The sequence below is a fragment of the Citrobacter sp. wls613 genome, from assembly GCF_005281195.1.
GTDB lineage: Bacteria > Pseudomonadota > Gammaproteobacteria > Enterobacterales > Enterobacteriaceae > Citrobacter > Citrobacter gillenii.
In genome coordinates, this window is sequence record NZ_SZXN01000065.1 from 16,068 (window position 1) to 42,321 (window position 26,254).

Below are 26,254 nucleotides of genomic sequence, written 5' to 3' on the forward strand. Positions count from 1 at the left end.
TTGGTCATTATCTGCGCAGGGAAAGGTGCTATACTGTGCAGGTTTTGAACACAAGCGAGGATGATATGTCTACCCAATTAGACCCGACCCAACTGGCAATAGAATTTATACGTCGTGATAACAGCGATCTTTCACCGGCTCAGTACCTGAAAAGACTGAAACAATTAGAGCTGGAGTTTGCTGATTTACTGGCGCTTTCTTCGACTGAACTCAAAGAAGAAATCTATTTTGCCTGGCGGCACGGCGTTCATTGATTCCAGTATGCTTATCGTGATGAAAACCCCGACACCTGTTCGGGGTTATTTTTTGCCTTAAATCGGGTTTACCATTTCATCTCTCCGGTATTGACCTTCGCACTCAGCTCCAGCGAGCTTTCGTCCGCAAGCCCTGGCCATGCCGCCTTCATCGTTTTAATCACATATGCAGACCCTTTTTTTGCGCCCAGCGCCTGCTCAAAAGCGTGCAAGTAATCACCGGTGAAGCGGATCGCTTGATCGCCTGCCGGGCGTTCGCCGATGTAGTGACCAGGGATCACCTCGGTTGGGCGTAAGGTTTGCATTTCGCTCAGCACGTTACGCCATGCGCGACGCTGTTCAGGAGATTGTGTGTCCGCTGTCCAGACATGAATACCGGAAGCCACGCCGGTGCCGCCGAGGATCGCCCGGTTAGCCGGGATCCAGACATAGGCCGCGTAATCATTTGAGCGGCGCAGTTCCAGCGTTTCACCATCAATGGTAAAGCGTGTCTGCGTCGTGACCTGCGGCACGATGAGCGTCGTTGGTGCGCCGTCTTTCATCTGCGGGCCCCAAAACTGCAGTTTGGCATCTTTGGTAGCACGAATGTGCTCCACGACGTGCGGTGTTGCCAAAATCTTTACCTCGGGAAAGGCGTTAACAATCGGCTGCAGACCAAAATAAAAATCCGGATCGCCAGAGGTGATCACGATGGCCTGCAGTTTTTTGCCGCTGTTGCGAATCATCTGCGCCAGCTTTTCACCGTCTTTGGTGCTGAATTGCGCATCAAATAAAATGGCCTCTTTCGGGCCGGACACCAGCGTTGAGGATACCGGGAAAATAGCTTTTTCCTGGGGATTGTAGACGTCAAGCTGGAGTGGTGCGGCGAATACCGGCGAGGCAAACAGAGGTAACAGCAGGGCCAGGGCGTTTACTTTCATGGGGGATTACCTTTTGCAGATGAAATGTCTTTTTCTTGTTCTTTATTTTACGGATATTTATATCTGTTAGAATTCCTCTATCAGGACATGCTGAGTTTCATAAAACGATCGGATGGGATGCAATGGACAGAGTCATGGCGGCAACGGTGTTTAACCACATCTGCGATTTGGGCAGCCTGAGCGCCGCGGCGCGCGCGCTGGGGCTTTCCCGTCCGATGGTCAGTCGCTACCTCGACGAGATGGAAAAATGGGCGGGTGCAAGGTTAATCCACCGTTCATCGCGTCGGCTGACTATTACGCCCGCGGGGGAAGAGGCGTTAGTGAAGACGCGCTCGCTGGCGCAGCTGTCGCTGGATATCAGCGCCGCCAGCGCAGCAGAGATTCCTTCCGGCACGCTACGTGTGGCTTGCGCGCATTTTACTGCGATGCATATTTTGGCGCCGGTACTGCCCGTTTTTCTGGCGCGTTTCCCTGAACTGCGCATTGAGGTTGAGATTAACAATCAACCGGTGAGCCTGGTCGGTGAACGTATTGATGCGGCGATCCGCATTACGGATAATCCTGAACCGGGTACTATCGCCCGTCGTCTGGGTGACTGTGAGTCGGTGTTATGCGCCTCTGCGGACTACCTGCGCCAGCATGGCATTCCGCAAACCCTGGACTGTCTCGCCCAGCATAATTGCCTTTACTACAGCGGGTTTGCCGGAAAATCATGGCACTTTGATGATGAGCAGGGCAACGCTGTATCGGTGGCGATAAAGGGAAATCTCAGCGCGGGGATCTCTGCGCTATTATGTGAGTCGGCGCTGGCTGGTATGGGTATTGCGCTGGTGCCGGAACAAGAGGCGCGTGAAGGGCTGGCACGCGGCCAGTTGATCCGGCTTTTGCCCCAACTCAAGCCGCGACGTCTGCCAATTTACGGCTTATACCTGTCTCGTGAGCATCAACCGGCAGGGCTGCGTCTGCTATTGGATGCCCTGCATGAGATTCTGGTCTGAATATGTGAGCTGCGTCTGCCTGTAAATCAGACAAACCGCAGTTTGTGTTAAAAACACGGCGTCAGGTCGTGAGACTATTCTTATCGCCCCTTCAAGAGCTAAGCCATCGTGAGTGCCGGAGATAAGCGCCGGATGGGGTCGGAACCCTTAAGCCTGCTAATAGAGCAGCCTTAAGGGTTTTTTATTGTCTGTCTGCGCCGTTTTGCACGCGGTTACCTCTATTTCTCCGTCTTTCCCCTATCTCTTAAATAGACATTTTCTATACATCTTTTTGCGTTTTACCTTGCTGAACGATTAACGGTTTGTAACCCATTATTTATCAAAGCATTGAACAAAATAATCGCTCTCTGTAAACCCTCGCCGCAGGGTCTATGCTTAATAAAAGTAACCAAAAAGGGCGGTTAACCCGAATGCCCCTGCTGATCAGGGGTTGAAGTGATAATCATTATCACTAACATGGTGTTGTAGCGTGCAGGTTAATGACTCGAGGTAACCCTATGGAATTGCATTCAGGAACATTTAATCCGAACGATTTTGCATGGCGTGGGTTGACGTTAACGTCAGCCGCAGCGGCGCATATTCGTGAGCTGGTGGCGAAACAGCCCGATATGCTGGGCGTGCGGTTAGGCGTGAAGCAAACAGGATGTGCGGGGTTTGGCTATGTGCTGGATACCGTCAGCCAACCGGAAAAAGACGATCTGGTGTTCGAAACCGATGGCGCCAGGCTGTATGTGCCGTTACAGGCGATGCCGTTTATTGACGGAACCGAAGTCGATTTTGTTCGTGAAGGATTAAATCAGTTATTTAAATTTCATAACCCGAAAGCCCAGAACGAATGCGGCTGTGGCGAAAGTTTTGGGGTATAGGCGGTACTATGTCGCGTAACACTGAAGCAACTGACGATGTCAACACCTGGGCTGGCGGACACCTCAATTATAAAGAGGGATTCTTCACCCAACTAAAAACTGATGAACTGGCGAAGGGCATCAATGAAGAGGTCGTGCGGGCGATTTCCGCGAAACGCAACGAACCGGACTGGATGCTGGCATTTCGCCTGGATGCGTTTAAGGCGTGGCTGACGATGGAGGAGCCGCACTGGTTAAAAGCGCATTACGATAAGCTGAATTATCAGGATTACAGCTATTACTCCGCACCTTCCTGCGGTAACTGCGATGAGACCTGCGCCTCCGAGCCGGGAGCGGTACAGCAAACGGGCGCGAATGCGTTTTTAAGTAAAGAGGTTGAGGACGCTTTCGAACAACTTGGCGTGCCGGTACGTGAAGGGCGAGAAGTGGCGGTCGATGCCATTTTTGACTCGGTATCGGTGGCGACCACCTATCGTGAAAAGCTGGCTGAGCAAGGCATTATTTTCTGCTCGTTCGGTGAGGCCATTCATGATCACCCGGAACTGGTGAAAAAATATCTCGGCACGGTGGTGCCGGGCAACGACAATTTCTTTGCCGCGCTGAATGCGGCGGTTGCCTCAGACGGTACGTTTATCTATGTGCCGAAAGGCGTACGCTGCCCAATGGAGCTTTCCACCTATTTTCGTATTAATGCGGAAAAAACCGGGCAATTTGAACGCACTATCCTGGTGGCGGACGAAGGCAGCTACGTCAGCTACATTGAAGGATGTTCTGCTCCGGTGCGCGACAGCTATCAGCTGCACGCGGCGGTGGTGGAAGTGATCATCCACAAAGATGCTGAAGTGAAATACTCGACGGTGCAAAACTGGTTCCCTGGCGATGGCAACACCGGCGGCATTCTGAACTTCGTGACCAAACGTGCACTGTGTGAAGGCGAAAACAGCAAAATGTCGTGGACCCAGTCGGAAACTGGCTCGGCCATCACCTGGAAATACCCCAGCTGTATTTTGCGCGGCGATAACTCCATCGGCGAATTCTACTCCGTTGCGTTGACCAGCGGTCATCAGCAGGCCGATACCGGCACCAAGATGATCCACATCGGCAAGAACACCAAATCGACCATTATCTCGAAAGGGATCTCCGCCGGGCACAGCCAGAACAGCTATCGCGGCCTGGTAAAAATCATGCCGACGGCCACCAACGCCCGTAACTATACCCAGTGTGACTCGATGCTGATTGGTGCGGACTGCGGGGCGCACACCTTCCCGTACGTAGAGTGTCGCAACAACAGCGCCCAGCTTGAACACGAAGCCACCACCTCACGTATTGGTGAAGACCAGCTGTTCTACTGTCTGCAGCGCGGTATCAGCGAAGAAGACGCCATCTCGATGATCGTCAACGGGTTCTGTAAAGACGTGTTCTCTGAACTGCCGCTGGAGTTCGCTGTTGAAGCGCAAAAACTTCTCGCCATCAGCCTTGAACACAGCGTCGGTTAAAATTTAAGGAAAGCACATGTTAAGCATTAAAGATTTACAGGTCAGCGTCGAAGAGAAGGCGATCCTGCGCGGGCTGAGCCTGGAGGTCCGCCCGGGTGAAGTTCACGCCATTATGGGACCGAACGGTTCAGGAAAAAGCACGCTGTCGGCAACATTGGCCGGGCGTGATGATTATGCCGTCACCGGGGGAACGGTGGAATTTAACGGTAAAGATTTACTGGAACTGTCGCCGGAAGACCGGGCCGGTGAAGGCATCTTTATGGCGTTTCAATACCCAGTGGAAATTCCCGGCGTCAGCAATCAGTTTTTCCTGCAAACCGCGCTTAATGCAGTGCGCGGTTACCGTGGCGAAGACGCGCTGGATCGATTCGACTTCCAGGATTTGATGGAGGAGAAAATCGCGCTGTTGAAAATGCCGGAGGATTTGCTCACCCGCTCGGTAAACGTCGGTTTCTCCGGCGGTGAGAAAAAACGCAATGATATTTTGCAGATGGCGGTGCTGGAGCCTCAGCTGTGCATTCTCGACGAGTCTGATTCGGGGTTGGATATTGATGCACTAAAAATTGTCGCTGATGGCGTCAATTCGCTGCGCGACGGCAAGCGTTCATTCATTATTGTCACCCACTATCAGCGCATCCTCGACTATATCAAACCCGATTACGTCCATGTTTTGTATCAGGGACGCATTGTTAAGTCCGGCGATTTCACGCTGGTTAAACAGCTGGAGGAGCAAGGATATGGCTGGCTTAGTGAACAGCAGTAATGTGCTGCAGCAGTGGCATCACTTGTTTGAGTCACAGGGCGAAACCCGCTCGCAGCACGCGCAGCAGCACTTACAGCAGATGCTGCGTCTTGGGCTGCCTACGCGTAAGCATGAAGACTGGAAATACACGCCGCTGGAAGGATTAACCAGTAGCCAGTTTGTTAGTCATCTTGCCGCGATAACCCCGGCGCAGTGCGAGGCGTTAGCCACTGGCATTGATGCTGTGCGTCTGGTGTTTGTCGACGGGCAATTCTGCGAAGCGCTTAGCGACAGCACGGACGGTAGCGGCTTTGACATTACTGTTGACGATGCGCACCTGTCGCTACCGGCACCGATTCAGCCAGAGGTTTTTCTGCATCTGACGGAAAGCCTGTCGCGCAGTGTGACGCATATCAAGGTGAAGCGTAATCAGCGCCCGGCGAAACCGCTACTGTTGATGCACATCACCCAGGGAGTGGCGGGCGATGACGTCAATACCGCGCATTATCGCCACCACCTTGAACTGGCGGAGGGCGCAGAAGCCACCCTCATCGAACATTTTGTCAGCCTCAATGCGCTGAAGCACTTTACCGGCGCGCGCGTTACGATGAACGTGGCGGCCAATGCCCACTTGCAGCATATCAAGCTGGCGTTTGAGAACCCGAACAGCCATCACTTCGCCCATAACGACATTCAGTTGGGCGCAGATGCTACGGCGGTAAGCCACAGCTTTTTGCTCGGCGACGCGGTGTTGCGCCATAACACCAGCACCCAACTGAACGGCGAAAACACCACGCTGCGGATTAACAGTCTGGCGATGCCGGTGAAAAACGAAGTCTGCGATACCCGCACCTGGCTTGAGCATAACAAAGGCTATTGCAACAGCCGCCAACTGCATAAAACCATCGTCAGCGATAAAGGTCGGGCGGTGTTCAATGGTCTGATCAACGTGGCGCAGCACGCGATTAAAACCGACGGACAGATGACGAACAATAATTTGCTGCTCGGTAAGCTGTCGGAAGTGGACACCAAACCGCAACTGGAAATCTATGCCGATGACGTGAAATGCAGCCACGGCGCGACGGTAGGGCGGATCGACGATGAGCAGATGTTCTATCTGCGCTCGCGTGGGATCGGCCAGCAGGATGCTCAACAGATGATTCTCTATGCGTTTGCCGCTGAGCTGACGGAAGCCCTGAGCGATGAAACGCTTAAACAACAGGTTCTGGCGCGTATAGCCCAACGTCTGCCGGGAGGCGTAGCATGACATTTCCGATTGAAAAAGTGCGGGCCGACTTTCCGGTCCTGACCCGTGAAGTGAACGGCCTGCCGCTGGCGTATCTGGACAGCGCTGCCAGCGCGCAAAAGCCGAATCAGGTGATTGATGCCGAAGCTGAGTTTTACCGCCATGGCTATGCGGCGGTTCACCGTGGTATTCATACCCTAAGCGCCCAGGCGACGGAAAAAATGGAGAATGTGCGTAAGCTGGCGTCGCTGTTTATTAATGCCCGCTCCGCTGAAGAACTGGTATTTGTGCGTGGCACGACCGAGGGCATTAATCTGGTAGCCAACAGTTGGGGCACCAGCAATGTGCGGGCGGGGGATAACATCATCATCAGTGAGATGGAACACCACGCCAACATCGTGCCATGGCAGATGCTGTGTGCCCGCGTGGGTGCTGAGCTGCGTGTCATCCCCCTGAATGCTGATGGCACCTTGCAGTTGGATACTCTGCCAACTCTGTTCGACGAACGCACCCAACTGCTGGCGATTACCCATGTATCCAACGTGCTGGGTACCGAAAACCCGTTAGCAGAGATGATTGCGCTGGCGCATCAGCACGGGGCAAAAGTGCTGGTCGATGGCGCGCAGGCGGTGATGCACCATAAAGTAGACATGCAGGCGCTGGATTGCGATTTTTATGTCTTCTCCGCCCATAAGCTGTATGGACCCACCGGCATTGGCGTGCTGTATGCCCGTGAGTCGCTGTTGCAGGAGATGCCGCCCTGGGAAGGCGGGGGCTCAATGATAGCAACGGTTAGCCTGAGCCAGGGAACCACCTGGACGAAAGCGCCGTGGCGTTTTGAAGCGGGAACGCCCAATACCGGCGGTATTATCGGCCTGGGCGCTGCCATTGAATATGTGAGTGCGCTGGGTCTGGATAACATCAGCGAGTACGAGCAGTTCATGATGTGCTACGCGCTAGAACAGCTGGCCAGTGTGCCGGATCTGACGTTGTACGGTCCGCAGGCGCGTCTGGGCGTCATCGCGTTTAACCTCGGTAAACACCACGCCTACGACGTGGGTAGTTTTCTTGATAACTACGGTATTGCCGTACGCACCGGGCACCACTGCGCCATGCCGTTGATGGCATATTATAACGTCCCTGCGATGTGCCGGTCTTCGATTGCCATGTACAACACTCAGGAAGAGGTGGATCGACTGGTAACGGGACTTAAACGTATTCATCACTTATTGGGATAACAGGGAGGGGGTATGGCTGCGCTACCGGATAAAGAAAAGTTGTTGCGTAATTTTCTGCGCTGCGCGAACTGGGAAGAGAAGTATCTGTATATCATTGAATTAGGTCAGCGTTTACCAGAATTAAATGCTGATGATCGCTGTGAGAAAAATAGTATTCAGGGCTGTCAGAGTCAGGTATGGATAACAATGCGTCAGAATGCTGACGGAATTATTGAATTACAGGGCGACAGTGATGCGGCAATTGTGAAAGGACTGATTGCTGTGGTATTCATTTTATATGATCGAATGACTGCCGAAGATATTGTGCGTTTTGATGTGCGTCCGTGGTTCGAGAAAATGGCACTGACGCAACATCTCACGCCATCGCGTTCACAGGGGCTGGAAGCGATGATTCGCGCTATTCGTACGCAAGCGGCAACTCTTAGCTAAACTGATAAAACACGTTATCCGGCAAACCTTGCAAGATAACGCTGAGCAGATTTATGCAATGACTCGTCGGCCGGATACCGCAGCAGCCGTTATCCGGCAATAACGCCAGGGGGGTGAGTGAGTATGAAACGCGCGTCTATTATTACTCTAATGCTAATTGGCGCTTACAGCGCTATACAGGCCGCCTGGGCGGTCGATTATCCTTTGCCTGCGGCGAACAGTCGTCTTGTCGGGCAGAATCAAACCTACACCGTGCAGGAAGGCGATAAAAACTTGCAGGCAATAGCCCGCCGGTTTGATACCGCCGCGATGCTGATCCTCGAAGCGAATAATACGATCGCCCCGGTACCCAGCCCCGGCACCCTGATTACGATTCCTTCGCAACTGCTGTTACCGGATGCGCCGCGCGAAGGTATTATTGTTAATCTGGCAGAATTGCGTCTGTATTATTTCCCGCCGGGAGAGAATATTGTTCAGGTATTCCCGATTGGCATTGGTTTACAGGGACTGGAGACCCCGGTGATGGAAACTCGGGTGGGACAGAAAATCCCTAACCCTACATGGACCCCAACACCAGGCATCCGTAAGCGTTCTCTGGAGCGCGGCATTACGCTACCCCCTGTAGTGCCCGCCGGGCCCAATAACCCGTTAGGACGCTTTGCGCTGCGTCTGGCGCATGGAAACGGTGAATACCTCATCCACGGCACTAGCGCACCCGACAGTGTAGGCCTGCGCGTCAGCTCTGGCTGTATCCGCATGAACGCGCCGGACATCAAAGCCCTGTTTGTTCAGGTCAGAACCGGCACGCCGGTCAGAGTGATTAATGAGCCGATAAAGTACGCCATCGAGCCTAACGGCATGCGTTATGTTGAAGTGCACCGACCATTGTCGCCAGAGGAAGAACAAAACGTACAGACCATGCCGTATGTACTGCCTGCCGGTTTTACCCAGTTTAAAGACAGTAAAGCCGTAGACCTGGGGCTGGTGGATCGGGCGCTGTATCGTCGGGCAGGTTATCCGGTTACCGTTACGGCCGGGCAGGCACCGATTGTGGCCAACGGGCCAGAGGTGAAGTCGGCACAGAATGGATTGCCAGAAGCAGGGGACGTGCGGACGATGCAGTAACAGGGAAGGAGGAATGAGGGGCAAAAAAATGGCGCACAATGTGCGCCATTTCTATTACACAGATACTATTACTTACGGTATTTAGTAGCTGCGTTGTCCAGACGCTGGTTAGCGCGTGCTGCGTCATCTTTAGCAGCCTGAACGTCGGAACGCATTGCGTTCACGTCGTTGCTCAGCTGGTCAACTTTAGCGTTCAGAGTCTGAACGTCAGAAGACAGCTGATCGATTTTAGCATTGCTGGAGCAACCTGCCAGCAGAGTAGAACCCAGGATTACCGCGCCCAGTACCAGTTTAGTACGATTCATTATTAATACCCTCTAGATTGAGTTAATCTCCATGTAGCGTTACAAGTATTACACAAAGCTTTTTAGGTTGAGAATATTTTTTTGATGCGAATGCACTTATTTTTGATCGTTCGCTCAAAGAAGCATCGAATTGTGCAAAAACGGCTAAAAACCCGAGTGAAAACAGAAAGCTTCCATCGGATTCATCTTAGATAATCTCTAATTAGATAGTGAAATCCGATTTGATTTTTTATAAATAGTAGCTATCGCGGAAATAAAAAAAGCGCCGCAAGGGCGCTTTTTAGGCAAATTAATTCCCGATGGAATTATTACAGCACGTGAACAGATGCCGTGTTGGTGGTGCCGCTCGGTACCAGCGCACCGGAAACCATCACTACAACGTCACCTTTCTGTGCCAGGCCGCGCTCAACTAACTGCAGCGCAACTTCTTTACCCAGACGGTAGAAATCATCAGTAGAAGCGATTTCTTTCACCAGGTGCGGCACCACGCCTTTGCTGAGAACCAGCTGACGCGCAGTCACTTCGTTGGTGGTCAGCGCCAGAATGGTCGCGTTCGGGAAGTATTTACGTACGGCTTTAGCGGATTTACCACCCTGGGTCGCTACGACGATCAGCGGAGCTTCCAGTTTTTCAGCGGTTTCTACAGCACCACGGCAAACGGCTTCGGTAATACGCAGTTTGCGGTTGTCATGGCTGTTGTCCAGACGGCTGGTCATCACGCGGTCGGTACGTTCACAGATGGTTGCCATGATAGAAACGGCTTCCAGCGGGTATTTACCTTTAGCGGATTCACCAGACAGCATGACTGCATCAGTACCGTCGAGGATGGCGTTTGCCACGTCACCGGCTTCAGCACGGGTCGGACGTGGGTTTTTGATCATGGAGTCCAGCATCTGAGTCGCGGTGATGACCACTTTACGTGCGCGTACGCATTTTTCGATCATCATCTTCTGCGCGAAGATAACTTCTTCAACCGGGATTTCTACGCCCAGATCGCCACGTGCAACCATGATGCCGTCAGACGCTTCGAGGATCTCGTCGAAGTTGTTCAGGCCTTCCTGGTTTTCGATTTTGGAGATGATCTGAATGTTTTCGCCGCCGTGCGCTTTCAGGTGTTCACGAATTTCAATGACGTCAGAACGTTTACGGATAAAGGACGCCGCAACGAAGTCAACGCCTTGCTCGCAACCGAAGATCAGGTCCTGTTTGTCTTTTTCAGCCAGTGCTGGCAGCGCGATAGAAACGCCCGGCAGGTTAACGCCTTTGTTTTCGCCAAGGTCGCCGTTGTTCAGCACTTTACAGATAACTTTGTTACCTTCGATTGCGGTAACTTCCATGCCGATCAGACCATCGTCAACCAGCACGGTGTTGCCAACGGACAGGTCATTGGTGAAGCCTTCATAAGTAACAGCAACGATTTCGTTGTTACCTACGACAGATTTGTCAGTGGTGAACGTGAAGGTCTGACCCGCTTTCAGAGAAACGTCGTTACCGCCTTCCAGTTTAATGGTACGGATTTCCGGACCTTTGGTGTCGAGCAGGATGGCCGCTTTCTTGCCGGTCTTGCTCATCACGTTGCGCAAGTTCTTAATGCGCTGACCGTGTTCTGCGTAATCGCCGTGGGAGAAGTTCAGACGCATGACGTTCATGCCCGCGTCCAGCATTTTGGTTAACATCTCTTCGGATTCGGTTTTCGGACCGATGGTGCAAACAATTTTCGTCTTTTTCATGACAGTCTTAGTCTTTAAGTTGAGAAGGATATGGAAATCTGGCTTCCGTCGCGCACGGATGGGAAGCTAAACCTGAGTTACGAAAGTTGTGATGCCTCGCTCTAAGGATAGGTGACATCGAAAGAGCGTGCAGAGGAATGTGTGCTTGCGTTTCAGCCCAACGGGTAGGAGAGTTTTGTAGTCGTTGAGTTTTACAGGTCAATGTGCTGAAACCATTCAAGAGACAATTGGCGCGCATTATACGCTGAAAATTATCTAAAAGGAAAATGGAAACGGTGTTTCAAAAGCGTTCTGTGCAGTTTCACGAAAAAATATTCACGAATTTGTTCATTGCTATGGATAAAGAGGTTGTCCGCAGCGGTGGTCTGTTGCGCAACAACACGACGTTCATCATTCCCGGCTCTTGCAAACGACAATAGTGCAAAACAGTTATTCCTTATAGTTATATCAAATTCTTTTTAATTCATATCAAAAGCCCATTTCCCTGATTACACTCGTTTGGACATCCATACTGCTAAACAGCCAAAAGCGTTAGCAGGATAACGATAAGCAGCAGCGGATACCCAAACGACATGATTGTCCTGAAAAATATTTCGAAAGTGTTTACGCCAGGCAGGCTTGCTATTACCGCTGTCGATAACGTCAACCTGACGGTTGAACAGGGGCAGATTTACGGAATTATTGGCTACAGCGGTGCCGGTAAGAGCACCCTGATTCGCCTGCTTAACGGCCTTGAACAGCCAACTTCCGGCAGTGTGACCGTCAATGGTCACGATATCTCCACGGCGCGCGGGGAATCGTTACGCCAGGCACGACTGAAAATCAGCATGGTGTTTCAGCACTTTAATCTGCTGTGGTCGCGGACCGTCAGCGAAAACATTGCCTTCTCAATGCAAATCGCCGGTGTACCAAAAGCAAAAATTAAAGCACGTGTGGCCGAACTGATTACATTGGTCGGGCTGGATGGTCGAGAAAACGCCTGGCCGTCGCAGCTCAGCGGTGGGCAAAAACAGCGTGTCGGGATTGCTCGTGCGCTGGCGAACAACCCGGACGTGCTGTTGTGCGACGAAGCCACTTCCGCGCTGGATCCGCAAACCACCGATCAAATCCTGGATTTGCTGCTCGATATTAACCGGCGTTTCAAATTAACCATTGTGCTGATCACCCATGAGATGCACGTGGTGCGCAAAATTTGCGATCGCGTGGCGGTGATGGAGAACGGCAAAGTGGTTGAAGAGGGCGATGTGCTCAGCGTGTTTAGCCACCCGCAGCAGCCGATCACCCGTCAGTTTGTCCGTCAGGTAAGTCAATATGCCGAGGAAGATGAGTTTAATCCGCAACTGGCAAGCGAACTCGGCGGTGCGGTGATTAAGTTAACGTTTACCGGACAGCGTACCCATCGGCCGGTGGTCGGGGAGCTGACCCTGCGCTACGGCCTGCCGTTTAACATTCTGCACGGCAAGATGACGCAAACCGCCCATGGCGCGTTTGGTCAACTGTGGGTGCATGTGGTGGCCACTGAAGAACAACTCAACAATATTCTGGCCGATCTGCGCCACAGCGACGTTGACGGCGAGGTTATCCAACATGGCTGATTCCCTGTTTCCCCATCTGAAATGGGACCAACTGTTCGCGGCAACTCAGGAAACGCTCTACATGACCGCGCTTTCCGGTGTGGCGACCTTTGTGCTGGGTATTGCGCTCGGACTGGCGCTATTTCTGACCGCGCGTGGCGGCCTGTATCAGAACCGCACGCTGTACAGCGCCATCTCGTTGATCGTGAATATTTTCCGCTCAATCCCGTTCATCATTTTGATCGTGCTGCTGATCCCGGTGACCAAAACGCTGGTTGGCACCATTCTTGGTGCCAACGCCGCGCTACCCGCGCTGATCGTGGGTGCCGCACCGTTCTATGCCCGTCTGGTCGAAATTGCCCTGCGTGAAGTAGATAAAGGCGTTATTGAAGCGAGCCGCTCCATGGGGGCACGTCTGAGTACGCTTATTTTTCGGGTTTTACTGCCGGAATCATCGCCCGCTCTGGTGTCCGGTATCACCGTGACGCTGATTGCCCTGGTTAGCTACAGCGCAATGGCTGGTGTGATTGGTGCCGGTGGTTTAGGGAATTTGGCTTATCTGGAAGGATTCCAGCGCAACCACAGCGACGTTACGCTGGTGGCGACGGTGACCATTCTGGTTATTGTCTTCATCATCCAGTTTTGCGGCGATGTGATCACCTCTCTGTTAGATAAACGCTAATAAAATACGGAAACCATTATCATGAAAAAATCACTGACATTACTCGCCGCCGCCACCTTAAGCGCCCTGAGCTTTGCGTCGTGGGCAGATACGCTGACCGTGGGCGCGTCCAACGTGCCGCACGCTGAGATCCTCGAACAGGCGAAACCGATCCTGGCAAAGCAGGGGATCGAGCTGGAGATTAAACCGTTCCAGGACTACATTCTGCCAAACACCGCGCTGGCGGGGCGTGAGATTGACGCCAACTACTTCCAGCATATTCCGTACCTGAACAGTGTACTGAAGGATCATGCGGGTGATAAGACCTATGATTTCGTCAGCGCCGGGGCGATTCACATTGAGCCGATTGGTATCTATTCTAAAAAGGTAAAGTCGCTGAAGGACCTGCCGGAGGGCGGAAAGATCATCATGCGTGATGCGGTGTCCGAAGAAGGGCGCATTCTGTCGATTTTCGAAAAAGAGGGTGTGATTAAGCTCAAGCCAGGCGTTGATAAAGTCACCGCGCGCATCAGCGACATCGTTGAGAACCCGAAAAAGCTGAAGTTCCTGCCTAACGTTGAAGCGGCACTGTTGCCACAGATGTATAACAACGATGAAGGCGATGCTGTGGTGATCAACGCCAACTACGCTATCGATGCCGGGCTGGATCCGGTGAAAGATCCGGTTGCTGTCGAAAGCGGCGAAAACAACCCGTATGCCAACATCATTACCGTGCATCGCGGCGATGAGAAGAAAAAGGATATTGTGGCGCTGGTTGACGCACTGCACTCAAAAGAAATTCAGGACTGGATCCGCACCAAATATAAAGGCGCGGTGATCCCGGTAAATAACTGATCCACTTTCTGCCGGGGGGCGGCTTCGCCTTACCCGGCCTACAACGTCTGTAGGCCGGGTAAAACGCAGTAGCGTTGCCATCCGGCGCTAGAGTTGCACTCGCTCGATTCTCGCCGGTAGCCCTTGGCGCACAGACGCTCCTGAGACCCAGTCCAGCCAGGTATTGGCCACCTGACGCGTCGGGTCGGCAAAACCCAAATCGTTAATATTAATCCCCGATTTAATCTTTTCATCAAACGCCATCGGCTCTCCGTCAAGCGTATGCTGTGCTGCCCCCATTTCTTTATGTCCGTAGCCATGTTCAATTGCGATAACGCCCGGCATAACGCCGTTGAGCAGGCTGACCTGCGCTTGTGCGTGTCCACCCGGCGTGATGATGCGCACCGTGTCGCCGTGTGACACACCATAACGCGCGCCGTCCTGCGGGTTGAGCGCCACCAGATTCACAGGCTTGAGATGGTGAAGACGTGGGATCACCGCCGAGGCGCTGGACATGGTATTGGACTTAAAGGAGATCATCTTCAGTGGCCATTCCTGCTGCGGAAACAATTCGTCCACCGAACGCCCGTCGGACAGGCGGGAAGGATACCAGGCCGGACAGCCGCTGTAGCGCTCGCCGGTGATCGCATGGCGGTGTGCGGCGACATCCGCGTTCCAGATTTGCAGAGGTTTCTCCCACGCATTACCGACGCGGTTATCGGTGCGGCCACTCTTATCTGGCGCAAAACGACCACCGCGCGAGTAGACAAACGCCACGCGACGAACTTCGTCGGCTTTTAGCGTGTCGGTGATGACCGGCAGGATCCGCGTCACGCCGGTCAGCGAGATATCTTCCGGCGCGGCTTCGGCGACCGGCGCCTTACCCATAAACGCAATGTTGGCGGCCAGTCGCAGGTAGTAATCTTCCGCGCGGTTCAGCGGATAGTGATTGCCCTGCGGATCGGTAATGGCGTTATCGCCAAAGCCCGGCAGCCCAATGCGTTTTGCCACCGCGATGCAAAATGACTCCATGGATGCTGGTTGGCCGTCGGCGGTTTTGCTGGTGGCGGGTGCAACAATCGGCCAGCGGGCGGTGGTGGCCTTGCTCGCCACGCCTGCCCACGGGGCGCTGAATCCCCAGCTTTCGAAGTTGTGGGTATCCGGGACAATATAGTCCGCCAGCGCGGTGGTTTCGTTCATAAAAGCATCAATGGCAATAAATAGCGGCAGACGCGCCGGATCTTTGAGCTTTTCTTCCGCTACGCCACGCAGCCCCGCAATGCCGTAAAACGGGTTGGTCATGTTGGAGATCCAGGCTTTTAGCGGATACGGGTAGCCTTCGAGCGCCGAGACGAGTAATTCGGTCAACTGCCCGGCGACAAACGGATACCACGGGGCTTTCGCCGGGAAGGGCGATTGTCCAGCGGCCACTTTATTACGGTACTCTTCCGAGGATTCATAGGCGGTTTTACTGCGCGCGATGCTCAGGCCTTTCGGCTTCACCTTTCCGGCGAAACTGTCCATATTGTAGCGCGGTCCGTCAGTGGCACCGTTGAATTTACCGCCGCCCACAAAGACCCCGCCTTCGAGGCTGAGGTTGCCAATCAGCGCATTCAGCATCATCACCGCCCAGGCGTTGTAAAATCCGTTGCCTGCCATCATCCCGCCGTGGGTGATCACCGCCGCTTTACGCCCGTGACGGGTAAAGGCGTCCGCCAGCGTGCCTATTTTTGCCTCCGACACGCCGCACTGCTGGCTGTATTGCGCCAGTGACAGCTTTTCGGCAGACTCTTTCAGACGCTGGAATCCGCTTTTGACCGTCACGGTTTGCCCGTCGACCAGCGTTACTTCGCGGGTCACGAACAGCTGTGCGCGTTGACAGCTGCTGGCTGCTACCATGTCACCGGTCTCGTTAACGACCAGCGGTTCGCCAGGCGCGTCGGTGTTCAGATGGGCGAGCGTGAGATGCTGTCCGGCAAGCGTTGGGATCTCATCGGTAATCACCAGATGCGTGGCGTTGGTCCAGCTTTTTTCTCCGGCCTGTTGCATGGCCTGGACACCAGGGATGGCGAGGTAATCGGCGTTGTAACGCTGCTTTTCGATGATCCAGCGGATCATTCCCATTGCCAGCGCCGAGTCGCTCCCCGGGTGCACAGGCTGCCAGTGACCGCGATCGTCAGCCAGTACCGTGGTTAATGGCAGGGCGGGTGCGACAACGACATACTCGAAATCATTGCGTAAGCGGGCGCTGGCGAGTTGGCGAGCCTGGCGCTTAAACGGGTTGCCGGACTGCGCCGGGGAGGTGCCCATAAATAACGCGAACTCAACGTTATCCCAGTCCGGTTTGACGTGGGTGTTTTTATCCAGATCGCCCATTAGCGCGCCGGAACCGGCCCGATACGCTAGCCCACAATACGCACCGTGCGCGCCGAAGTTTTTACTACCAAAACTGTTCAGTGCGAAACGGCGGATAAACGTATCGCGTCCCTCGTCGCTGGTATTGGTGACCAGCAGTTGATTGGATTTCGGGCCAAAGCCGGGGTGCTTAGCATCTAACGGGGTGATGGGGTCGTGGATGGCCCGCAGGCCGTCAACGTGACCTTCACCAAACAGGTCGCCGCCTTCCACCACCTCTTTGATGAGCTGTTCAAAGCTGATGCGCTGCCATTTACCTTCGCCACGTTTACCGACGCGCTTCATCGGCTCCAGAATTCGCAGCGGGCTGTACAGGCCTTCGAGCAGGGTTGCGCCCCGGGCGCAGGCGGTGGAACGCGCATCAAGACCGCTTTCGCCCGCCAGTTGTTCCATTGCCGTGGCAAACGGAACCGACGAATCAATGTGATGTTCATGCGACAGTGGGTGGTAGGGGTTGCCCGCAATGCGCAGAACTTTCCCCGCTTTGCTGTCGACGCGGACCCGCACACCGCACTGGGTCCAGCAGCCGAAGCACTGGGTCATTGCGATCACCTGCTGCGGATTCTGCTGCCAGCGCGGTTGGGCGTTGGCTTCGGGGATCAGCGCATTGCCGAAGATGCGATCGCGGGTGATTTTCCCCGAGGTGCCATCCAGCAAACCGTCAATCGCGCGCTTTGCCACATCCCGATAACTCAGGCCAAAGGTCACCATCCCGCCAACGGCGAGACCAACTTTAAGCCACTGACGACGGGTTAAATTAGCCATGTTGCATTCTCCTTGCGATCGCGTTGAGGCCTTCATGAACAATAATGAGTAGCGCAACCCACAGGCCAAAGGTGCCTACAATGGCCAGCCAGCCATCTGTGCCGCCGGGCAGGGAGTACGGATTGAATTGCGCGTTAAATTTGGGGATGGTCTGCACCTGAATCAGTATCGTCCAGCGCATCAGCCAGCACAGCGCCATGGCGCTGAAGGCCAGCGTAATGCGCAGCGGTAATGACGATGGGTGACGTAACACCCATCCGCAAAGTGCCAGTGAGACAGCCCACAGCACTACCCAGCCGATGGCGTAGTGCCGTGCAGACGCGGCGACATCCAGCCACTGGCGAATCGCCGACCCGGAAAGCGTATCGCCGCTCACCCACCACGCCATCACAATGGCCAGGGCGATCAACGTGACAATCTGCCCCCATGCCAGTTTGCGCGGCAGTGTGCTGTCGCGGTTTATGCTGGCGATAAGCAGGGCGAAGAAGGTTTGCAGCGCGCTGAGGAACATCGCCAGCGGGAAGGCATAGCTGAACCAGATGGGACGCGCCTGCACGACGGAGACTTCGCGGCCGGTATACACCAATAATCCAATGGCTGAGAGCGCGCTGCCCACAGCTAGCCATTTAGTGACGCTGTAACTTTTATGCGTAAACCGTTTGACCTGCTGCGCCAGAAACCACAGCCCGAGAAACCCGGTGAACAACGGTAAAAACAGTGCCCCCCACGGCATCCATGACCACGGTGTCGGCCAGGCATAGAAATGCCAGACGCGCGCGGTCTGGTGCAGATCCGCGGTCAGCGCCAGCGGGGCGGTGATGGCACAGGTCAGGGCGATCAGCAGCGTCAGGTTTTCTAGCTGCGGCTGCGCTTTTTTACGCCAGTGGAGCACGCAGGCGAACAGCGCCGCGCAGGCGGCAATGCCAATGAAAAAGAAATACTGTACCGCCCAGGGCAACCAGCTTATTTCCTGCGGATGGGCCAGCACCTCTTCGATAATCAGTGAATGGGTCATTTAAACCTCCTGCCACAGAGCGGGTTGAGCACGTCCCATCAACGGGGTGACGAAGGCGTCATCTAGCCCCAGATAGAACACGTGAGGCGAGGTGCCGCTTTCCGGTTTCAGGACTTTGATGGTGTCATGGTGTTCGTGCAGCATGCGTGAAATCCGGCTGTGCGGATCGTTGATGTCGCCAATGATGCGCGCGCCGCCCACACAGGACTCCACGCAGGCCGGGAGCAGCCCGGCTTCCAGGCGGTGCACGCAAAATGTGCATTTGTCGGCGGTCTGCGTTTCATGGTTAATAAACCGAGCATCGTATGGGCAGGCTTGCACGCAGTAGGCGCAGCCCACACAGCGCGTATTGTCGACCACTACAATGCCATCTTCGCGCTGAAAGGTGGCCTGCACGGGACAAACGGGCACACAAGGTGGGTTATCGCAATGGTTACACAGGCGCGGCAGCAGCACGTTGGTGACGCTTTGCTGACCCTCAACCTGTACCTGATACTGGTTGACGTTGGTACGAAACGCGCCCTGAGGCGTCTGGTTTTCAATGGCGCAACTGACGGTACAGGCCTGACAGCCGATACACCGCCGCAGATCAATCAACATGGCGTAGCGATGCTGGCGCGACCCCTCGTGGCGTTCTGGCGAGAAGGGAAACTCGGCCTGAGCCAGGGGAACCAGGGATGCGCCTGCGGTCAGAACGCCCAGTTGCTGGAGAAACTGCCGTTTACTGCTGTCCATATTTTCTCCCGTCACAATGCAACAACGAAACATTGGTCACGCCGTTGGTTTGCGTGTGATGAATAAAGAATCTTGATGATTTACAGTGTAAAAATCGTGGCGGGGGGTACTCTATTGTGGTTAACCACATACCCGGCTTGTTGTTGATCTAAAACAACATAAATGACAGGGATAATGGCGTGAGATGTAAAGTAGTACATTGCCTGACGGTGCTGGCAGCGTTGTGGATGCTGAGTGGAGCGGCCTGGGCGCAGACATGGAACATTGGCGTCTTAGCCATGCGTGGGGAGGTCACCACACGTAATCACTGGCAGCCGCTGGAAACCCTGCTGAATCAGCAAATCGCCGGTGAACGATTTCATATTCAACCGCTGGACCTGCACCAGATGCAAGATGCCGTGAACCGGGGAACCGTGCAGTTTGTGGTGACCAATCCGGCGCAGTTTGTGCAGTTAAACAACCGCGCAGCGCTACGCTGGCTGGCATCCTTACGCTCCACCCGCGGCGGAAAAGCGACCAGCAATGTGATTGGTAGTGCGATCCTGGTCAGGCGTGACGGAGAGATCGCGTCGGCACACGATCTGATCGGCAAAACGGTTGGGGCGATCGATGCCCAGGCATTTGGCGGCTATTTGCTGGGTTATAAAGCGCTTATCGATGCGGGATTGCGCCCGGAGCGCGATTTGCGACTGAGGTTCACGGGTTTTCCTGCCGATGCGTTAGTGTATTTATTGCGTGAGAAAGCCGTTCAGGCCGTGATTGTGCCGGTGTGTCTGCTGGAAAAAATGGATGAAGAAGGGCTGATCCATAAAGCCGATTTTAAGGTGGTGCTCAACCATCCGACGTCGATTCCCTGCCTGAGCAGCACGCCGCTTTATCCTGACTGGTCCTTCGCCGCACTGCCCGCAGTGAGTGATGAACTTGCCGATCGCGTCACCCGGGTTCTGTTTAATGCACCACAAGATGCGCCTTTTCGCTGGGGAGCTCCCGCCTCGACCCGCGAGGTCGAAACGTTACTACGTGACGTTCGTCAGCACCCGCAGCAGCGTCAACTGTGGCTGGATATCAAAAGCTGGTTTATCCAGCATCAACTGGTAATGGGGGCAGCAGCGGTGGTTCTGCTGTTGCTCACACTCAACTACATCTGGGTGATGCTGTTGGTCCGTCGTCGCGGCAGGCTGCTGGAGCGTAACAATGTGCTGTTGCGCAAGCAGGAGCAGGCACTGGAAACCGCGCGTCAGATGAGCGTCCTCGGCGAGATGACGTCCGGGTTTGCCCATGAACTTAACCAGCCGCTCTCGGCTATCCGTCACTATGCGCAAGGCTGCCTGATTCGCCTGCGCGGTCAGGATCAACAGCATCCGCTGTTACCTGCGCTTGAACAGATAGATGCTCAGGCACAGCGGGGGGCCGATACGTTGCGCAATCTGCGTCTGTGGGCCAGCCAGGCCCAGGGCAATCCAGTAATGACGGATGACTGGCAGGCGATCAACATCCGTGATGCTGTCCACCACGTGTGGCAATTATTGCGTATGACACAGCAATTCCCTGACGTCACGCTGCAAACGACGGTCAGCGCAAACTTAACGCTGACGCTGCCCAGCGTTCTGCTGGAACAAGTACTGGCAAATCTGGTGCTTAACGCCGCTCAGGCAGGGGCCAGCACGGTGTGGTTTACCGCTCAACATGAGGACGACGGTATCAGCATACAGGTACAGGATAACGCCGGGGGAATCGATGAAACTCAGCTTTATCAAGCGTTCCAACCGTTTATGACTACCCGCAAAGAAGGAATGGGGCTGGGATTGGTCATATGCCAACGCCTGGTTCGCTATGCCGGCGGCGAGATTAGCATCAACAATCAACAGGCTCCAGATGGTCGGGCGGGTGTCGCGGTAAGATTACATTTTAAGCCAACACAGAAAGGGGGCGATTGTGGCGATCATTCATCTGCTGGATGACGATGTAGCCGTCACCCAGGCCTGCGCATTTTTACTGGAAAGTCTGGGATACGAGGTCCGGTGCTGGCAGCACGGAGAAACCTTCCTGGCCGAGGTCAATCTGCATCAGGTCGGGGTTGTATTGCTGGATATGCGTATGCCGGGACTGGATGGACAAGGTGTACATGACGAGATGCTACGGCGCGGCAGCACGCTGGCGGTGGTCTTTCTTACCGGGCATGGCGATGTACCGATGGCGGTCGCGCAAATGAAACGTGGAGCGGTCGATTTTCTGCAAAAGCCGGTTTCTGCCGGACCACTTCAGGTCGCGTTGGAACATGCTCTGCAGGTTTCCATTACGGCATGCACGCGCCATGAGATTGTCGCTTGCTACCAACAGCTTACCCCAAAGGAACGCCAACTGGCCGGTCTGGTGGCACGAGGGTTGATGAACCGGGAAATCGCAGATGCAATGAATATTGCGGTCCGTACCGTTGAGGTTCACCGGGCAAGAGTGATGGAAAAAATGCAGGCGGGGAGCCTGGCTGAGCTGGTTCACCGACTCCAGCAGGTTCTGTAGATTCATGACAGTTATTTGATTTTCATTGATTTTTTGTCTAATAAGCCAGACTGATATATGCTGTTGGTTTGAGCTAATGACGAGCAGGCAAATATGGGTAATCAGACCAAAGATGACGAACTGTACCGCGAGATGTGCAGAGTTGTTGGTAAAGTAGTACTGGAAATGCGCGATCTGGGACAAGAGCCTAAGCATATCGTCATTGCCGGTGTACTGAGAACCACCCTCGCCAATCAGCGTGTGCAACGCAGTGAGTTAGAAAAACAGGCCATGGAGACGGTGATTAAAGCGTTAGCCGGTTAATCCTGAAAAGGGCGGTGGAGAAAGGCTACCGCCCTGTAATTCTGCCACGGTATTCTATCAATATATATAATTCATCTTTGAAAATAAAAAGTGCAGAAAAATGTATTTGTCGTTATGTATTATATTATATATCGATTAAAACAAACACTTATATTTGGAGGTGTAATCACAAATATTTGTAATGCAGATGAAATACTATTTCAACCTGCCTTAATGATAATAAATATCACTCCGCATTAATTATTCTCCTTCCCGTTTTTACTTGATAACGATCAAGGTTACAGGCTATGAATAACCACATTATTTATCCGCCTAACCCTAAAGGGTTATTCCTGTCTTGAGGGTAAAGATTCACTCCGTTTAACCACCGTCATTGATGCGATCAGGTTAGGGCAAAAATATCACGTGTTGTCGGCAACATCAGTGGCCCGATTTGGCCTGCCCGGCGCGTATAAACATGAGCACTGGATGTGTTGCTGCTACAGCGTTTGCGAAGAGGATGCGAAATAAATGAACCAGGTTGATCGTCCATTTTTAGATTGTGGTTTAACGCGACTTGAATTTCTACGGATATCAGGAAAAGGTCTGGCAGGGTTAACCATTGCCCCCGCACTGTTATCACTTTTTGGCTGTAAGCAGGAAGATGTCGATAGCGGCACTGTCGGGCTGATTAACACGCCGAAAGGAGTGCTGGTGACGCAACGCGCACGCTGCACAGGATGCCACCGCTGCGAAATTTCCTGTACGAATTATAACGATGGCGCCGTTGGCACCTTCTTTTCCCGTATCAAAATCCATCGCAACTTTTTCTTTGGTGACAACGGTGTCGGTTCCGGTGGCGGACTATACGGCGATTTAAACTACACCGCCGATACCTGCCGCCAGTGCAAAGATCCGCAATGTATGGCTGTCTGCCCGATAGGCGCAATTACCTGGAAACAGGAAGACGGTTGTATTGCGGTGGATCACAAGCGCTGTATTGGCTGTAGCGCGTGTACCACGGCCTGTCCCTGGATGATGGCGACCGTGAATACCGAAACTAAAAAATCCTCGAAATGTGTGTTGTGTGGGGAATGCGCCAATGCTTGTCCGACTGGAGCATTAAAAATTATCGAATGGAAAGAGATTACCGTTTGATGGATCGCAGGCTTGCCTGATACGCGTCATTAATTGCCAAAAAAATTGCCGCTATGTACGGAAATGCGGCCAGCAAAATGACGGGTATATCTATTAAACCTTCTAGCAAAGGAAAACATGATGGCTAATGGTTGGACAGGTAATATTTTACGGGTCAATCTCACGACGGGTAATATCACCGTGGAAGATTCCAGTAAATTTAAAAAATTTGTCGGTGGGATGGGCTTTGGTTATAAAATTATGTACGACGAAGTCCCGCCAGGCACAAAACCTTTTGATGAAGGGAATAAACTGGTTTTCGCCACCGGTCCCCTCACTGGCTCGGGCGCACCCTGCAGTTCACGCGTCAATATCACCTCATTATCAACCTTTACCAAAGGTAATTTAGTCGTTGATGCCCATATGGGCGGCTTCTTTGCGGCACAAATGAAATTTGCCGGCTATGACGCGATTGTGATTGAAGGTAAGGCGGCATCGCCTGTCTGGATCAATATCAAAGACGACAAAGTCAGCATCGAAAAAGCCGACTTCCTGTGGGGCAAGGGTACACGCGCTACGACCGAAGAAATTTGTCGCATCACCAGCCCGGAAACCTGCGTCACCGCCATCGGTCAGGCGGGAGAAAATCTGGTACCTCTGTCCTGTATGATCAACAGCCGCAACCACAGCGGCGGTGCTGGCACCGGTGCGGTGATGGGCTCGAAGAACCTGAAGGCCATTGCGGTTGAAGGCACAAAAGGGGTCAACATCGCCGATCGCAAAGAGATGAAGCGGCTGAACGATTACATGATGACCGAGCTTATCGGCGCTAACAACAACCATGTGGTGCCGAGCACGCCACAGGCGTGGGCTGAATATTCATCGCCAAACTCACGCTGGACGGCGCGTAAAGGGCTGTTCTGGGGCGCGGCGGAAGGCGGCCCGATTGAAACGGGGGAAATCCCGCCAGGCAACCAAAATACCGTCGGCTTTCGTACCTACAAGTCGGTGTTCGATCTCGGACCGGCCGCAGAAAAATACACGGTCAAAATGAGCGGCTGTCACTCATGCCCGATTCGCTGTATGACCCAGCTCAACGTCCCGCGTGTTAAAGATTTTGGTGTACCGAGTACCGGTGGTAACACCTGCGTGGCGAACTTCGTGCACACCACGATTTTCCCGAACGGCCCGAAAGATTTTGACGAGAAAGATGATGGCCGCGTGGTGGGGAATCTGGTTGGCCTGAACCTGTTCGACGACTACGGTATCTGGTGTAACTACGGGCAATTGCACCGTGATTTTACCTACTGCTACGCCAAAGGCGTTTTTAAACGCGTGCTGCCGGCTGAAGAGTATGCCGAGATCCGTTGGGATCAGCTGGAAGCGGGCGATCCTAATTTTATTAAAGATTTCTACTACCGCCTGGCCCATCGCGTCGGTGAACTCAGCCACCTTGCAGATGGGTCATATGCCATTGCCGAACGCTGGAATTTAGGCGACGAGTACTGGGGCTATGCCAAAAACAAACTGTGGTCGCCGTTTGGTTTTCCTGTTCACCATGCTAACGAGGCCTCGGCACAGGTGGGGGCGATCACCAACTGCATGTTTAACCGTGACTGCATGGCGCACACCCACATCAACTTTATCGGCTCTGGTTTGCCGTTGAAATTACAGCGTGAAGTGGCGGGTGAGTTGTTTGGCTCACAGGATGCCTACGACGAAACCAAAAACTACACCCCAATCAACGCCGCCAAAATTAAATATGCCAAATGGACGCTGCTGAAGGTCTGTCTGCATAACGCCGTCACGCTGTGCAACTGGGTCTGGCCGATGACGGTGTCGCCGCTGAAGAGTCGAAACTATCGTGGGGATCTGGATCTGGAAGCGAAATTCTTCCAGGCGGTAACCGGTGATGAAACAACGCAGGCAAGCCTGGATCTCGCCGCTGAGCGTATTTTTACGTTGCACCGTGCCTATACAGTGAAGCTGATGCAAACCAAAGATATGCGCAATGAGCACGATCTTATCTGCTCCTGGGTCTTCGACAAAGATCCTAAGATCCCGGTGTTTACCGAAGGGACCGACAAAATGGATCGGGAAGATATGCGCCAGTCATTGACGATGTTCTATCAGGAAATGGGCTGGGACCCGGAACTCGGCTGCCCAACGCGTGAAACCCTGAATCGCCTCGGTCTTGAGGATGTGGCAGCCGATCTGGCTGCGCAGAATCTGCTGCCGGCGTAAGGAACGCGAGATGACTAACGTGAGCGACGTTCTGGTCGCCGATGAGGAAGCGTGTATAGCGCTTCCTGATGAGGTGGATAGCCAAAAACGACAGTGGCTACAGGCGTTACACCCGGCCGTAGAGCACAGCAACACGCCGCAGGTCGAAGAGCCGGTGACGGCGGAGTCAATAATGGCGGATTTTATCCGCCAGCACTCTACGTCGGGCCAGTTGGTGGCACGCGGTGTGTTTTTGCAGCCACCTTATTCAATGCCTGAAACAGACCTTACGCTGCTGCTGGACGCCATGCATGAGCAGGCGGGAAGTGCGGATATTACCTGCGTGCAGGGTGCGGAAGATGTGTATTTCTACTCGACGCAGACCATGACGGCTAACTATGCCGACATGTGCGTGCAGGTGGTGGAAAACGATATCTGCCGGGCGATCGCCGAGGCGGTGCGCTTTGACTGCCGAACGTATCCTCGCCCGTATAAGGTCGCCATGCTCGGACAGTCGCCGTATCACTTTGCACCTCAACAGATAGCCGCGGCGCTGACCGCCATGGAAACGCACCCGGATTACGCAGATATACGCGTTGTGGAAGCGTCGAATGCGGAACCTTATCTGTTTAGCGAGCGCTTTATGCGCTACGGCAAGGCGTACGGCCTGTGTGAATGGCTTGAGGTTGAGCAGTACCAGAACCCCTGAATTGATCAGGTAAATGTCATGGAACGTGTGGACGA

General features: G+C 53.7%; 24 protein-coding genes. 18 read left to right on the top strand and 6 right to left on the bottom strand.

All coding sequences use genetic code 11. From position 1 onward, the window contains the following. Positions 1-65: 65 nt before the first annotated feature. Positions 66-254, top strand: coding sequence for a YdiH family protein (locus tag FDX01_RS14895; RefSeq protein WP_137400042.1), 189 nt, complete (start codon positions 66-68; stop codon positions 252-254). A gap of 68 nt (positions 255-322) precedes the next feature. On the opposite strand, the gene FDX01_RS14900 is transcribed toward FDX01_RS14895, so the two are convergent. Beyond that, positions 323-1,174: a Vmh family MBL fold metallo-hydrolase gene (locus FDX01_RS14900; protein ID WP_135912126.1), complete on the bottom strand. Its 852-nt coding sequence runs from the start codon at positions 1,172-1,174 to the stop codon at positions 323-325. Between the two features lie 122 nt (positions 1,175-1,296). On the opposite strand from FDX01_RS14900, the gene FDX01_RS14905 reads away from it, so the two are divergent. From FDX01_RS14905 to FDX01_RS14940, 8 genes are all read left to right on the top strand, one after another. Then, positions 1,297-2,172, top strand: a complete 876-nt coding sequence (locus FDX01_RS14905; RefSeq protein WP_115258632.1) for a LysR family transcriptional regulator — start codon at positions 1,297-1,299, stop codon at positions 2,170-2,172. Positions 2,173-2,669: 497 nt separating this feature from the next. Beyond that, on the top strand, positions 2,670-3,038 hold the full coding sequence (gene sufA / locus FDX01_RS14910) for a Fe-S cluster assembly scaffold SufA (RefSeq protein WP_135912125.1): 369 nt from the start codon (positions 2,670-2,672) through the stop codon (positions 3,036-3,038). A gap of 8 nt (positions 3,039-3,046) precedes the next feature. Next, on the top strand, positions 3,047-4,534 hold the full coding sequence (sufB, locus tag FDX01_RS14915) for a Fe-S cluster assembly protein SufB (protein WP_096757217.1): 1,488 nt from the start codon (positions 3,047-3,049) through the stop codon (positions 4,532-4,534). Between the two features lie 16 nt (positions 4,535-4,550). Then, the gene (gene sufC, locus FDX01_RS14920) at positions 4,551-5,297 is read left to right on the top strand and encodes a Fe-S cluster assembly ATPase SufC (RefSeq protein ID WP_115258630.1); all 747 of its coding nucleotides are present in this window, start codon (positions 4,551-4,553) and stop codon (positions 5,295-5,297) included. Then, entirely contained in the window at positions 5,272-6,543 is a 1,272-nt protein-coding gene (gene sufD / locus FDX01_RS14925; protein WP_137400043.1) for a Fe-S cluster assembly protein SufD, read from the top strand. Before sufC ends, sufD begins: the two co-directional genes overlap by 26 nt. Beyond that, the gene (gene sufS, locus FDX01_RS14930; RefSeq protein ID WP_137400044.1) at positions 6,540-7,760 is read left to right on the top strand and encodes a cysteine desulfurase SufS; all 1,221 of its coding nucleotides are present in this window, start codon (positions 6,540-6,542) and stop codon (positions 7,758-7,760) included. The genes sufD and sufS overlap by 4 nt, the downstream gene beginning before the upstream one ends. Positions 7,761-7,772: 12 nt before the next feature. After that, positions 7,773-8,189 (top strand): cysteine desulfuration protein SufE, encoded by a 417-nt coding sequence (sufE, locus tag FDX01_RS14935; RefSeq protein ID WP_115258627.1) that lies wholly within the window; start codon positions 7,773-7,775, stop codon positions 8,187-8,189. A 123-nt stretch (positions 8,190-8,312) separates the two neighbouring features. Further along, complete coding sequence (locus FDX01_RS14940; protein ID WP_137400160.1) at positions 8,313-9,314, top strand: L,D-transpeptidase family protein; 1,002 nt, start codon at positions 8,313-8,315, stop codon at positions 9,312-9,314. A gap of 68 nt (positions 9,315-9,382) precedes the next feature. Here the strand turns inward: FDX01_RS14940 and lpp are convergent, their stop codons facing one another. Both lpp and pykF read right to left on the bottom strand, forming a co-directional pair. Next, a complete protein-coding gene (gene lpp, locus FDX01_RS14945; RefSeq protein WP_003029373.1) occupies positions 9,383-9,619 on the bottom strand; it encodes a murein lipoprotein Lpp in 237 nt (78 codons plus the stop codon). A gap of 308 nt (positions 9,620-9,927) precedes the next feature. Further along, positions 9,928-11,349 (bottom strand): pyruvate kinase PykF, encoded by a 1,422-nt coding sequence (gene pykF, locus FDX01_RS14950; protein ID WP_096757211.1) that lies wholly within the window; start codon positions 11,347-11,349, stop codon positions 9,928-9,930. Between the two features lie 572 nt (positions 11,350-11,921). On the opposite strand from pykF, the gene FDX01_RS14955 reads away from it, so the two are divergent. From FDX01_RS14955 to FDX01_RS14965, 3 genes are read left to right on the top strand one after another with little or no spacing between them, the layout of a single operon-like run. Continuing rightward, entirely contained in the window at positions 11,922-12,944 is a 1,023-nt protein-coding gene (locus FDX01_RS14955; RefSeq protein WP_115258625.1) for an ATP-binding cassette domain-containing protein, read from the top strand. Beyond that, on the top strand, positions 12,937-13,605 hold the full coding sequence (locus FDX01_RS14960) for a methionine ABC transporter permease (protein WP_096757209.1): 669 nt from the start codon (positions 12,937-12,939) through the stop codon (positions 13,603-13,605). Before FDX01_RS14955 ends, FDX01_RS14960 begins: the two co-directional genes overlap by 8 nt. 21 nt (positions 13,606-13,626) lie before the next feature. Next, positions 13,627-14,439: a MetQ/NlpA family ABC transporter substrate-binding protein gene (locus FDX01_RS14965; RefSeq protein ID WP_135912121.1), complete on the top strand. Its 813-nt coding sequence runs from the start codon at positions 13,627-13,629 to the stop codon at positions 14,437-14,439. An 87-nt stretch (positions 14,440-14,526) separates the two neighbouring features. Here the strand turns inward: FDX01_RS14965 and ttrA are convergent, their stop codons facing one another. The 3 genes from ttrA to ttrB are packed head-to-tail and all read right to left on the bottom strand — an operon-like array spanning position 14,527 to position 19,348. Next, on the bottom strand, positions 14,527-17,598 hold the full coding sequence (gene ttrA / locus FDX01_RS14970; RefSeq protein ID WP_137400045.1) for a tetrathionate reductase subunit TtrA: 3,072 nt from the start codon (positions 17,596-17,598) through the stop codon (positions 14,527-14,529). Next, on the bottom strand, positions 17,591-18,613 hold the full coding sequence (ttrC, locus tag FDX01_RS14975; protein ID WP_137400046.1) for a tetrathionate reductase subunit TtrC: 1,023 nt from the start codon (positions 18,611-18,613) through the stop codon (positions 17,591-17,593). Before ttrC ends, ttrA begins: the two co-directional genes overlap by 8 nt. Then, the gene (gene ttrB / locus FDX01_RS14980; protein ID WP_217439024.1) at positions 18,614-19,348 is read right to left on the bottom strand and encodes a tetrathionate reductase subunit TtrB; all 735 of its coding nucleotides are present in this window, start codon (positions 19,346-19,348) and stop codon (positions 18,614-18,616) included. Positions 19,349-19,527: 179 nt separating this feature from the next. Between ttrB and ttrS the strand changes: the two genes are divergently transcribed. The 6 genes from ttrS (at position 19,528) to FDX01_RS15010 (ending at position 26,219) form a co-directional block, all read left to right on the top strand. Next, complete coding sequence (gene ttrS / locus FDX01_RS14985; RefSeq protein ID WP_137400047.1) at positions 19,528-21,309, top strand: tetrathionate respiration histidine kinase TtrS; 1,782 nt, start codon at positions 19,528-19,530, stop codon at positions 21,307-21,309. Further along, positions 21,284-21,868 (top strand): tetrathionate respiration response regulator TtrR, encoded by a 585-nt coding sequence (gene ttrR / locus FDX01_RS14990; RefSeq protein WP_137400048.1) that lies wholly within the window; start codon positions 21,284-21,286, stop codon positions 21,866-21,868. Before ttrS ends, ttrR begins: the two co-directional genes overlap by 26 nt. 93 nt (positions 21,869-21,961) lie before the next feature. Then, positions 21,962-22,171, top strand: coding sequence for a fumarate hydratase FumD (fumD, locus tag FDX01_RS14995; protein ID WP_096757203.1), 210 nt, complete (start codon positions 21,962-21,964; stop codon positions 22,169-22,171). 510 nt (positions 22,172-22,681) lie between these two features. Further along, on the top strand, positions 22,682-23,308 hold the full coding sequence (locus FDX01_RS15000) for a ferredoxin-like protein (protein ID WP_096757202.1): 627 nt from the start codon (positions 22,682-22,684) through the stop codon (positions 23,306-23,308). 120 nt (positions 23,309-23,428) lie between these two features. After that, positions 23,429-25,531, top strand: a complete 2,103-nt coding sequence (locus tag FDX01_RS15005) for an aldehyde ferredoxin oxidoreductase (protein ID WP_115258620.1) — start codon at positions 23,429-23,431, stop codon at positions 25,529-25,531. A 10-nt stretch (positions 25,532-25,541) separates the two neighbouring features. Further along, the gene (locus FDX01_RS15010; RefSeq protein ID WP_115258619.1) at positions 25,542-26,219 is read left to right on the top strand and encodes a YdhW family putative oxidoreductase system protein; all 678 of its coding nucleotides are present in this window, start codon (positions 25,542-25,544) and stop codon (positions 26,217-26,219) included. Positions 26,220-26,254 lie beyond the last annotated feature (35 nt).